Raw genomic sequence first — 12,946 nt, 5'->3', positions numbered from 1 at the left:
ATGCAGCATGTACGGTCGTCTGAGGTATCAATCCTATGCTTGCCGATACTGACTGCATGTAAACGTAGTCATTCATGGCGACTTAGCAACAAATCCTCGTTCGTGGTAAAATATACCTAATAAATAATTTTATTTTTACGAAGGAGAACTACTCGCATGGTTGTAAAAAAAGGAATCTCTAAGGTAGTTAAATCCCCTGCAATCAATACGAAGGTGAGCCAACTTGAAGAATACAAGCAGTTAATTCAGAAGGTTGAAGAGGATGCTGATAAAGTAGTACAGGAAATTCGTTCCGGCTTTCAGGATGTAGTGATTGTATTCATCGATCTCGTTGATTCTACGAGATTTAAAGTGCAATTTCGAGATGAGCCTGAACAATGGATATTACGGTTGATGCAGTTTTCAAATTTCTTGTCTCAATTAATTGAAAGTTTGAACGGTAAAGTGGTCAAATATATTGGTGATGAGGTAATGGCAATCTTCGATCACCCTTCGAAAGTAAATGATGCGTTAAATCTAGTCATTCGTATCGATGAAATACAAGAAGCACTTACAGAAATAACGGGACACGATACAAAGGTGAAAATTTCGATTGATAAAGGTCCCGTGTATTTAGTTGAATACTCCGGACATAAGGAATTAGACCCGCAAGGTACAGCAGTGGATCGGTGTGCGCGTATATCTAAATATGCTCTTCCTGGTACAGTTATTACTTCTTTTGAATATCAAAAATTTATTGGTAAGAGAGCGGTAACTTTTGAATTGGGTGATGCTAACTTAAAGGGTTTAGGACAAACATCACTTTACCAGCTGTTTGAACAGTCGATCAGTATTGAAGAAAAAATCGAAGTATCAAGAAATGATTACGATAAACTTTGTAAAGAGCTTGATGCCATTCATGCTGAGAACTCTGAATTACTTCTAATGAATCAAAATTTACAATCTGAGTTAAAGACCGCAGGTATCGAGCCTTCCTCCGAAAATCTCTTACCTTCTGAGGTTTCAGACTACGGACTAGACTGGAATAATGACATTCAACCTGCTATCTCTGAATTACAACGGATAATAAAAAAGTCAGGTGTATCTAAATCAGAATATGGACGCTTTTTATTTCTTTATTTTAAGTCTAACGACGGTCAGAAATATAACGCATATGAAGGGAAAACTTTCGATTCATCTATAGAAAGTAACCTTGTCACAAACCTGCAAGATAATAATAATTACTACATTCTGAACGAAAATAATAAATTGAATAGACTCGCGCTTGAGGCAATGGATGAGTTAGAAGGTTTATTACAGAAGTGGTCTGAAGAGCAGCCTGGGGATGAGGATTTTGAGGAATATGATTGCAGCTTAAATGAACCGAAATTCTGGAGAGAATGGTTAGAAATAAATGTTCTAACGTAGTATATGTAGTATACTAGCCATAATTTCATGCTCGTCCTTCAGGCGAAACCACGATGACTGTATCCAAGCCCGCTGGGGTGGGAGGCGGCTTGGTGGTTTCTTTTCATATACTGGAGCAGTGAGATGCCGATACGGGGAGGCTGGCGCAATGACCGAAGGAGTGGAAAAAGGAGCTTTTGCTGCGTTTAATCGGGGGCGCGTGCTGGAGGAGATGCAGCGGTCGCCTATCGATGTATTGGTCATCGGGGGCGGAATTACAGGAGCTGGTATTGCGCTGGATGCGGCGGCCCGGGGGCTGAGAGTTGCGCTGGTGGAGATGCAGGACTATGCGGCGGGAACATCAAGCCGTTCGACGAAGCTTGTGCACGGCGGCTTGCGGTATTTGAAGCAGCTGGAGATCGGCGTTGTTGCAGAGGTGGGCAAGGAGCGGGCGATTGTATACGAGAACGGGCCGCATGTAACGACACCGGAATGGATGCTGCTGCCGCTGTACAAGGGAGGCTCTTTCGGCCGATTATCCACCTCCATCGGCTTGCGGATCTATGATTTTCTGGCAGGGGTGAAGAAGGACGAGCGGCGCTTCATGCTGAGCGCAGCAGATACGCTAGCCAAGGAACCGCTGCTGAAGCGCGATGGGCTGAAGGGGGGCGGCTGCTATGTTGAATACCGGACGGACGATGCGCGGCTTACGATTGAGGTATTGAAGAAGGCCGTGGAGTCTGGAGCACTCGCTGTTAATTATACGAAGGCGGAGAAACTGCTGTACGATGGGAAAGGCGGTATTACCGGAGCTTTCGTCCGGGATGGGATCCATGGGGGCGTCTATGAAATAAAAGCCGCCGTCACCGTTAACGCTGCCGGGCCATGGGTCGATGAGCTGCGCGAAATGGACGGCTCCAGGCAGGGGAAGACGCTGCGGCTGACGAAGGGCGTGCATCTTGTTTTTGACAGGAGCCGATTCCCCTTGCGCCAAGCGGTATACTATGATACGCCGGATGGGCGCATGGTATTTGCTATTCCACGGGAGGGCAAAACCTACTTCGGAACGACGGACACGAATGATGACGGCGATAAGGCCAATCCCGTTATGACGGTGGAGGATTGCACTTACTTGCTGGCAGCGGCTAACTTCATGTTCCCGGAGCTGCTCCTTGCTGAGGGAGATGTGGAATCCAGCTGGGCAGGACTGCGTCCGCTGATCCATCAGGAGGGCAAATCGCCCTCGGAAATTTCGCGCAGGGATGAAATATTCGTATCGCCCTCTGGTCTGATCTCAATTGCAGGAGGCAAGCTGACCGGCTACCGCAAAATGGCCGAAGCTGTCGTCGATAAAGCCGTCGAGCTGCTGGACAAGAAAGGCGCTCTCCATGCGGCGTCCTATGCCGGAGGCCATACCCGGATACTGCCGATTTCCGGAGGGGATGTGGGCGGTTCCCGCCATTTTGCCGCCTTCGTCCAGCGTAAAACGGCCGATGGCCTCCGCTATGGCTTCACGGCGGAAGAGTCGGCGTGGCTGGCCCGGAGATACGGCTCCAACGTCGATCAGGTTTTTGCGTTGGCCGGAGGAATCGCTGAGCGGGCTGCATGCTTCGGGCTGCCGCTCCTGCTGGCGGTGCAGCTCTCATATGCGGTTGAAGCGGAGATGGCGGTAACGCCGGAGGACTTCTTCATTCGGCGCACCGGAGATTTGTTTTTCCGCATTGCCGAAGTGCAGCGGTGGAAAGAGCAGGTTATCGCAGCGATGGCGGAGCTGCTGGGCTGGAGCGGGGTGCAGCGTGCGGCATACACATCCGGCTTGGAGCAAAGGCTCAAGGAAGCGGCAGGGCCGCTGCGGAACTAACGAGGGCACTGTTGGAATGTTCGAACAGTACTCGAACAGTACTCGAACAGTACTCGAACAGTACTCGAACACTGTTCGAGAGGAGCTGTTTCGAAGCACCAAATATGCACAATAGCAATCCAAGAGAAACGGGGCTGCCGAGTTGATGTTATAATAAGGGAGTGTTGAAGGTTCAGCGTTTGTATAAAAAATTCATTCGAGGTGATCTGTAATGGGATTAAGAGCAGAAAAAATATTCGTTAATTTACCGGTTAAGGATCTGAATAAATCGATCGCGTTTTTTACGGAGATCGGTTTCGAATTCAACGCTCAATTTACCGACGAGACAGCTACTTGTATGATTATAAGCGACAATATTTTCGCTATGCTGCTAGTTGAAGACAAGTTCAAATCCTTTATCAGGAAAGAAATTTCGGATGCGAGCACCAGCACAGAGGTGATTGTCGCCCTGTCTGCCAACAGCAAGGAGCAGGTGAATGAGATCGTCAACAAGGCATTGGCAGCCGGTGCCGCCGAATCCAAAGACCCTATTGATCATGGCTTTATGTACGAATGGGGCTTTCAAGATATTGACGGCCATCTCTGGGAGTTCGTATATATGGACGAGAGTGCGCTCAACCAGTAATAGGATTGGATAAAAGTAAAATAAGGATATAAGCATGTAGAGGCCTCGGGCTCCACGTTGATCGTTTGATCGTGGTTCCGGAGGCTTTTTGCTGTGCAAGTGGCAATGGCATGGGGCTGGCATTTCGCTTCTTGCATGCTCATAGTCTTTATGACGCTCATGTTTTGGGTGAATTAACCGATATATGGAATAATGAGTTATTACACTAAATTATGGTCCAACTGCAGCAAAGTTGAAAGAAGAATTGAAATGAAGAAGAGGGGGCAATTTAATGAAGCAGAAATTAAAGCTAGGGATTGCATTTCTATGTGGGGCTATATTTTTCTCGGGAATTTCGTATGCGGCGACCGGGGATATCCTTGCCAAAGTAACGGATTATAGACTGTTCGTCAGAAATCAAGAGGTGAAAGCAGATCCTTTGAAGCCATTGTATAATATCAATGGTAAGGTCTATGCTCCGGTAGATTTCTTATCATCCTCGCTAGGCTATACGTTTACAGCTCAAAACAAAGTGATTCACCTGCAAATTAGTAAACTTAAGCTAACCGGATGGACAGATCCGTCCTATAAAATATTGAACTATACGTTGAACCTTAACGGTGCAGTGATAAAGGATTTTGGAATGATTAATATGAATAAAACTATTTTGATAGAGAGTAGTGTTATACAGAGGCTAGTGGCTACTGGCAGAATTTCATATGATCTTGCAGCGAAAGAGACATCATTGGAGTCAAAACACTTAAAGCTGAGTTTTGCGATTGGATCGAAGGAATTGGTTGTAAACAGCATGAGACATGTCCTTGAAATGGCCCCTGTTGAGATTGGCAGTTTCCATTATATCCCGATTGAAGCTTTTACCCGAATTTTGAATATGAGCTATCAATTTGATGAGAAAACAGGGACGGTCACTATTTATTCTGATCCCAAGATTCAACAAGAAAACACGAATGCTGTTACGGATCATTCTTCCGGGACTTCCCCAACTGGCAGTATGAACCAGAATTCGGGCGGCAGCAATACTACTGGCACTGCAACGACTACTAATCCAAGCTCCAATATCAACACTAATTCAGGCACTACTAGTCCGAGCACCAGCACCAGTTCAAACAAACAAGCATTAATTGACGCAGAGAAGAAACGTCATAATGATGCTATTGCCGAATTGAACAAGGAGTACAGCAAACAAGATGACTATGTTACTGCTCGAATTCGTACAATTAAGGCGGCAACTCCATTAGCGGGAAGATATTCTTTGGCTGAATATGACGAGAAATTAGCGGAAAATTCAAATAAGAAATTAGAGATTCAGCACAAGCTCAACGTCTTGATGTTGGATGACTCGTTCTCGGCCCGTAGCAAGAAGCAGAAGTTAAATGATGAGTTGCTTGTATTGCAAGGGGAATATAATCAGCTAAACGAAGAGAAATCAGCATGTGTGCAAATAAATGCGTTAAATGAACATCATTTGGATATGAAAAAAGCTATCGGTGAGTTGATTATTCAAGAAAACAATTTGCATATTACGAATTTGAACGCAATCAATTAAAGGTACCTTTCGAAGAACCACGTCCTACTGGGGCGTGGTTCAGTTGTTGAACCAGAAGTCAATCGCTGGTTGTCGGTTGGGTGCGGACAGTCGGGAACGGTTGCTTCTAGGTCGATATCGAACTGCTGGAGCAGCCATTCTTTCTGTCCTGCTGAAGGCTCAGGTTACCATTATATTCATGGGGGGACGAGTGATATAAAGGCGGCTGCAAAGTAAAGCTAAGGGGGTACAAGGATAATGAAGGAGGAGTAAAAGTGTCAGAAGTTAAAGGATTAGGGTTAATTCCATCTCCGGTGGATAAAAGGGATATACTCATGTCCGCTGTACTGCCGGCTTTCGCAATTCCTCCGCAATTTGAGGTGGAGAATATTACGCCTGTAAAGGATCAGGATACGGAAGGCACCTGTGTTGGTTTTGCCTGTACGATCGGGATGAAGGAATGGCAGGAGCAAAAGGAGCAGGGCAGCTATATAGCGCTTTCCCCCCGTTATCTCTACGAAAAAACGAAAGCGGCAGATCAATTCCCGGATGGCAATCCACGCTGCTCGCCTGGTGGTGACGGAACTTCCATAAGTGTAGCGATGAGGGTGCTTCAGCATAATGGTGTCTGCGAGGAGAGTTTCTGGCCTTACAAAGCCTGTGAGACAAGCAGTCCTGGAGCCGGAGCTGACGAGAATGCCGGGAAATACAGGATCAAGGCCTATGCCAGACTGGATTCCCTGGATACAATGAAGAGAAGCTTGCTTGTCAATGGTCCTTTTGTCATCGGTGTTACTGTATATGAGAATTGGCGGAATCCTGAAGTGGGAGCAACAGGGAAGATTCCGATGCCGAGCGGCCGAATTGTTGGCGGGCATGCATTATGTGTGGTGGGTTACAATGATCATACCGGGATGCTGAAGTTCAAAAACTCATGGAGTACGAGCTGGGGAGACGGAGGTTTTGGCTACCTGCCTTACTCCTATATCGATATGGATGAGAACTTCGAAGCATACAGCGGTACAGATTTAATTGATAATGTCGATGCACTGGTCAAGGCGAAGGAGAAGGTGCTGACACAGATGAATGAAAGCTTTACTGAAGAGGTTAAGATTAATAATTGGGGTGGAGAACAGAAGATTCAATACCATTAGGAGCAAGGGGATTTAAAGGTGATATCGATCGGGGAGCAAGATAATGGCAGAACGGTTCAGATGAAGGAAGGCGAACAGCTGCAAATCGTACTGTACGAGAATGCCTCTACAGGATATACATGGCTCGAAGAGGTCGCTCCCGAGCAGAATATGATTCTTCTCGGGCATGAGGAGCATGCCGGTGATCCTGGCAGTCCTGGCGCTTCGGGCGCTCGGGCATGGACGTACACTGCGAGTGCAGCAGGTCAAAGAACGATAAGATTTCATTATCAAAGACCTTGGCTTCATACAGCTTCCAGAAGCTTTGAGATAACAGTTCAAGTCCTGTCATAATGTCGTATTAACCAGTGAGCAATACCCTGATTATGGGTTGCCTATATAATTTATTCCATCTTTTTTGGCGTCAATATACAGCAACCGCGATTAAATTACAATAATCGCGGTTTTTTTTATTTTCCTACCGAACGGGATCATTTGAATATAAAAAAATGGGTTAAAATAAATAAATTTTAATAATTCTCTTGAAAACTTAAAGAAAACTTTAACTTCGCTTGGTAGTATATAAATTGACTGTGAAAACGTTTGCATTTTGAGGGGAGGAACATGGGGAATTTATTCATAGACAGATGATAGCTGTAGATTGGAGTAGCAGTAGTTTATGAGAAGGCAAGATTTAATGAATTTTAGGAGGAAAATTATTCATGGCTAAAAAGTCGATTAGCGCGCTATTGAGCTGTATTCTGTGCTTATCAATGCTATTGACAATCACACCTGTGCTGACCAGCGCTGACGGGGCAGGCACAGCAACGGTGTATTACTACACCCCGTTCAAGAACTGGAGCTCAGTCAATATTCATCACAGCGGCGGCGGCAACTGGACTGCGGTTCCGGGCGTAGCAATGGAAGCGGCTTGTACCAATTGGACAAGCAAGACGATAAGCTTGGGCAGCAACACTACTTTTCAGATGGTGTTCAATAATGGCTCCAATGCTTGGGATAATAACGGCGGCAACAACTATTCCGCTGGTCCTGGCATCCATCAGGTGAAGAACGGGCAGTTAGTAGCTGGTGCAGGAAATCCCTGCGGCACGCCACTGCCTGATGGCAACAAAGCAAATGTATACTACAAAGCAAATGCAAGCTGGACGAATGTGAATATTCACTTTCAACCGAATGGCGGCGCATGGACGACGCCTCCGGGAGTTGCAATGGAGCAGGCTTGTGTAGGCTGGAAGGTGAAGACGGTTGATATCGGTACGGCTACTGGCCTTACCGCAGCCTTCAACAACGGCTCAACATGGGACAATAACGGCAATAAGAACTATACGATAGGCACCGGCGATGTCAAGATTGAGAACGGTACTGTATCTGCGGGCAGCCCTTGCGGCGATACGACCCCGCCAACTGTTCCGGCTGGCCTGACATTGGGAACGGTAACGAGCACGTCCGCAGCTTTCTCCTGGACGGCTTCGACTGATAACGTCGGCGTAACGGCTTATGAGATCTACCGCAACGGTACTCTGATCAAAGCGGATGCAACGGCAACCTCTTATACAGACACAGGTCTGGCAGAGTCCACCGCTTACAGCTACACAGTACTGGCGAAGGATGCTGCCGGCAACAAATCGGCGCAGTCCGCAGCGCTGCCGGCAACGACCTCCGCTGGCGTGGATACGGTTAAACCGTCTGTTCCGGCAGGCGTAACGAAGGGAACGGTAACAACGACGTCCGTAGCGATTTCCTGGACGGCATCCACGGATAACGTAGGCGTAACGGGCTACGACATCTACAATGGCAGCACGCTCGCAGGAAGCGTTGCTGGAACAGCTACCAGCTACAACGTTACAGGCTTGACGCCTAATACGGCGTACAGCTTTACAGTGAAGGCAAAGGATGCGGCGGGCAACACGTCTGACCCGAGCCAAGCAGTCAGTGCGACGACACTTAACGTTGCGAGCAGCAACTTGATTGTCAACCCTGGCTTCGAAACTTACACGGGAACTACCGGCATAGCGAATAGCTGGACGAAGTCCGTAACATCAGGCATAACTTCCACCTTCGAAGTGGTGACAACACCAGTCGCTGAAGGAAGCAAGGCACAGCAGATTACGGCCTCCAACATGGCTAGCAGCAACACCGCTATGATCTATCAATACGTACCTATTGCAGAGAACACAGCGTATACTGCAAGCGGTCAATTTAAAGTAACGAGCCTGACGAATGCAAGAGTTCAGCTCTATATTGACTTCTACAATGCAAGCAACACGTTGATCAGCTACAAGAAGCTGGATCAGACGCAAGTGACTAGCGGCTACATCCCGCTGCAGCTGACTGGCACAACGCCAGCAGGTACGACCAGAGCAAAAGTCTATGCCATTCTTCGCGGTTCCGCAGCAGGCGGCGGGGGAAGCTTCATCGTAGACGATATGAAATTCCTGAGCGAGAACGGTTCTGGCGGCGACACGCAAGCGCCAAGCGCACCTGCGAATCTTGCATCTACCGGCAAGACCAACACAACGGTAAGCCTGTCCTGGACGGCTTCAACGGATAATGTTGGCGTAACCGGCTATGATGTTTTCCGCAATGGAACTAAAGTAGGCACCTCTACAACGACAAGCTACACCGATACAGGCTTGACAGCAGAGACATCTTATAAGTACACAGTTAAAGCTTTTGATGCAGCGAGCAATGTTTCGGCAGCGAGCAATGAAGTAACGGTTGTTACTTCTGCGGGTCCTGATCTGAATCCGCCAACGGCGCCGACTGGCCTGGCATCGACTGGCAAAACAGCCACAACGGTAAGCCTGTCCTGGACAGCTTCTACCGATAATGTTGGCGTAACCGGCTATGATATCCTTCGCAACGGAGTTAAAGTGGGTACTTCCACGACGACTAGCTATACGGATACAGGCCTTACGGCAGAAACATCGTACAAATATACGGTAAAAGCTTACGACGGCGAAGGCAACCGTTCGGCAGCGAGCAATGAAGTAACGGTAGTTACTTCACCTGGAACGGATACGCAAGCGCCAACCGTGCCTGCAGGTCTTGCATCGACTGGCAAAACAGCGACAACGGTAAGCTTGTCCTGGACAGCTTCCACGGATAATGTCGGTGTTACCGGCTATGAAGTATTGCGCAACAACACGGTTGTAGGAACAACGGCAACGACATCCTACACCGATACAGGATTGACGGCAGCTACAGCATACAGCTACACCGTATTGGCCAAAGACGCTGCAGGCAACAAATCCGCTCCATCCGCGGCATTGCAAGTGACGACAGAAGGCGGAAGCGGCAATGTTGCAGAGGTTTATTACTACACGAAGACACGCAATTGGAGTGCTGTTAATATCCATTACAGACCTACGGGCGGTACGTGGACGACTGCTCCAGGCGTACCTATGAATGAAACAGGCTGTACGGATTGGACGAAGAAAACGATCAACCTGGGCACAGCTACAGGCATGAACGCTGACTTCAACAATGGCTCTAGCTGGGATAACAACAACGGAGCTGACTACAATCTTGGCTTTGGCATTGTTACAGTCAAGGATGGCGTTGTAACGAATAATGCTGTGAGTCCTTGTGTTCCATTGCCTGAAGATCTTACAGCACCATCCGTACCACAGAACCTTCAAGCGACTGCAACGAATGTAAGCATTACGGTCACTTGGACGGCATCGACTGACAATGCAGGCGGTCGCGGCGTTGCCGGCTACGAGGTTACACGTACTGGTGGCTCGCAAGGTACGAAAGTTTTCACAACGACGAATAATTTCTACAGTGATTCCAGATTGGATGCGCAAACGACGTATACGTATACCGTGAAGGCATACGACAAAGCAGTACCAGTGAATACATCGGCAAGCAGTGCGCCAGTGTCGGCTAAGACCGGCGATGCGCCGCAACAGCCAGTGGGCGGTACGCCGCTTGGTACAGATATGCGTGAAGATTCCATCTATTTCGTCATGACTGCCCGTTTCTATGACGGCGATTCCTCGAACAACCGCGGTGGCGTGAAGCATGTTACCAGCGGCAATGCGGCGAACAACGATCCGATGTTCCGAGGCGATTTCAAAGGACTTATTGAGAAACTGGATTATATTAAAGCACTGGGCTTCTCAGCCATCTGGATTACGCCAGTTGTTCTGAACCGCTCGGATTATGATTTCCATGGATACCATGGCTATGACTTCTTCCGTGTAGATCCGCGTCTTGAGTCTCCTGGCGCAACTTATCAGGACCTGATCAATGCTGCTCACAACAAGGGCATTAAGATCATTCAAGACGTTGTGTACAATCACTCCAGCCGTTGGGGTGCCAAAGGCCTGTTCACGCCTAAAGTATTCGGCATTCGCGACAGCCAGTGGAGCACTACCTACGATGAGCCGATTCCAGGCTTAGAGTATGATGGTCTTACGGAGAATGCTGCCGGCAAGCCTTATAACGGCGATTTGTGGTCAACAGAAGAGCCAGCGGGCAATACGTGCCGTAACTGGGGCATTCAGCAGGGAACGAACCCTGAAGGCAAGAAAGTATACAACTGCCAGTGGCCAAACGCTACTTCCGGCATGTTCCCAACCCAATTCTATCACCCGTGCTGGATTGGCAACTGGGAAGGTGAAGATTCCCGCAGCTGCTGGATACATGAGGATCTGGCCGACTTCAATACGGAATCCAAAGTGGTACAGGATTACCTGAAGGAAGCGTATCGCAGATTCATCGATATGGGTGTTGACTCCTTCCGTATCGATACCGCCGTACACGTTCCGCGTGTAACCTGGAACCGTCACTTCCTTCCGGATGCGATGAACTATTCGGTTGAGAAGTTCGGTGAGAAGGGCAAGAACTTCTTCATGTTTGGTGAAGTAGGCGCATTCGTGCATGACAAGTGGAACCGTGGATCGGTTAACCACTCGGCTCAATTCTTCACATGGAAAGAGCGTAAAGAATACAGCGCGAATGATGAAGTAGCAGCACTTGAGCAGTACAATTATGAGAACAACATGGGTATTAGCAACCAACCGACATCGACGAATGCCTTCTTGAATGGCAATAACTATCACGCGCCGGATCACAGCAAGTTCTCAGGCATGAGCGTTATCGATATGCGCATGCACATGAACTTCGGTGAAGCGAACAATGCGTTCCACAATGGTAAAGATTCAGATGACAGCTACAACGATGCGACCTACAACGTCGTTTACGTTGACAGCCATGACTACGGCCCGAACAAGTCCAAGAACCGCTTTGCTGGCGGTACTGCGGCTTGGGCAGAGAACATGAGCTTGATGTGGACCTTCCGTGGTATTCCAACGCTGTACTACGGCTCCGAGATCGAGTTCAAGGCTGGCGCTGAGATCGACTGTGGACCAACTTGTCCGCTCGAAACGACAGGACGCGCTTACTTCGGTGGCAAAATCGAAGGTAATGTCACTGCTAGTGAATTCGGCAAGGCTGATTCCGCTTCGGGAGCAGTAGCTACAACATTGAACAACCCGCTCGTTAAGCATGTTCAACGTCTGAACCAGATCCGCCGCAAAATTCCGGCGCTGCAGAAGGGTCAATATTCGACGGAGAACATCAGCGGCAACATGTCGTTCAAGCGTCGTTACACGGATGCAGCGAAAGGCATTGACAGCTTCGCACTCGTGACGATCAGCGGTTCAGCTACATTCAACAACATTCCTAGCGGCGTTTACAAGGATGCCATTACCGGCGACGTGAAGAACGTTACGAACGGCACGTTGACGGCTTCTGTATCCGGCAAAGGGAATATGCGCGTGTATGTGCTTGATCTTCCAGGCAACCCTGCACCAGGCAAGATCGGTGTGGATGGAGAGTTCTTGAAGTAGTCAGAGCAATACATGCGAAGAGACTTGAATCGGATTGAGTTTGATTTGAATCGAGTCGAATGGACTTTAATGAATCGACTCCACTTGATTCATTTGGACGATGTCCGATAAGGGGAACGAGATTAGACGATCCCCGAGAAGACAAAGAGAAGCATTCCGCACCATTTTCTGTGGGCGGGATGCTTCTTTTTCGTATTGTTGCGCGGCTGGGCACTCCATAAACCGCGAACATGTCCGCAATAATGGAAGTGGAAAGGTAATGGAGGCGTGATCCATCCTCCCGTGAAGCTGCTTCGCTGGAATGGCGAATATGCCTGCAGTAGCGCAGGTTTTTCACTCGCTTTAAGCTGCTGACGGCCGAATGCCTGCCAAAGCGCAGGCATTTCGCCGTGTTTTCCCGATAGCAGCCCGATCCGCCATATATTCCTGCATCATCGCAGGCATTCTGTCCGCAACGGCTTCTTTTAGCCGAAAAGCCTGCGCTTTCGCAGGATTCCCGCCCTCCGCCATCTCTCACTCCGCCATCCCGCACTCTGC

The 12,946-nt window shown here is 48.4% G+C and carries 8 protein-coding genes; 7 read left to right on the top strand and 1 reads right to left on the bottom strand.

Going from position 1 to position 12,946, the window contains the following annotated elements; all coding sequences use genetic code 11:
- Positions 1–156 precede the first annotated feature (156 nt).
- The 7 genes from K0T92_RS03795 (at position 157) to K0T92_RS25245 (ending at position 12,409) form a co-directional block, all read left to right on the top strand.
- Positions 157–1,407 (top strand): adenylate/guanylate cyclase domain-containing protein, encoded by a 1,251-nt coding sequence (locus K0T92_RS03795; RefSeq protein WP_219871052.1) that lies wholly within the window; start codon positions 157–159, stop codon positions 1,405–1,407.
- Positions 1,408–1,555: 148 nt separating this feature from the next.
- Complete coding sequence (locus K0T92_RS03790) at positions 1,556–3,247, top strand: glycerol-3-phosphate dehydrogenase/oxidase (protein ID WP_219871051.1); 1,692 nt, start codon at positions 1,556–1,558, stop codon at positions 3,245–3,247.
- 211 nt (positions 3,248–3,458) lie between these two features.
- Positions 3,459–3,872 (top strand): VOC family protein, encoded by a 414-nt coding sequence (locus K0T92_RS03785; protein WP_219871050.1) that lies wholly within the window; start codon positions 3,459–3,461, stop codon positions 3,870–3,872.
- A gap of 271 nt (positions 3,873–4,143) precedes the next feature.
- A complete protein-coding gene (locus K0T92_RS03780; protein ID WP_219871049.1) occupies positions 4,144–5,418 on the top strand; it encodes a stalk domain-containing protein in 1,275 nt (424 codons plus the stop codon).
- A gap of 254 nt (positions 5,419–5,672) precedes the next feature.
- Positions 5,673–6,551: a C1 family peptidase gene (locus K0T92_RS03775; protein WP_219871048.1), complete on the top strand. Its 879-nt coding sequence runs from the start codon at positions 5,673–5,675 to the stop codon at positions 6,549–6,551.
- Between the two features lie 18 nt (positions 6,552–6,569).
- Positions 6,570–6,884, top strand: a complete 315-nt coding sequence (locus K0T92_RS03770) for a protease inhibitor I42 family protein (protein WP_219871047.1) — start codon at positions 6,570–6,572, stop codon at positions 6,882–6,884.
- 368 nt (positions 6,885–7,252) lie between these two features.
- Positions 7,253–12,409, top strand: coding sequence for a carbohydrate binding domain-containing protein (locus K0T92_RS25245; protein WP_281423091.1), 5,157 nt, complete (start codon positions 7,253–7,255; stop codon positions 12,407–12,409).
- Between the two features lie 342 nt (positions 12,410–12,751).
- On the opposite strand, the gene K0T92_RS03750 is transcribed toward K0T92_RS25245, so the two are convergent.
- Positions 12,752–12,919, bottom strand: coding sequence for a hypothetical protein (locus K0T92_RS03750; protein ID WP_219871046.1), 168 nt, complete (start codon positions 12,917–12,919; stop codon positions 12,752–12,754).
- Between the last annotated feature and the right edge of the window lie 27 nt (positions 12,920–12,946).

The organism is Paenibacillus oenotherae (genome assembly GCF_019443105.1).
Lineage (GTDB): Bacteria > Bacillota > Bacilli > Paenibacillales > Paenibacillaceae > Paenibacillus_Z > Paenibacillus_Z oenotherae.
The sequence above is the reverse complement of the archived record's forward strand: the minus strand, read 5'-3'. Positions and strand labels throughout refer to the sequence as shown.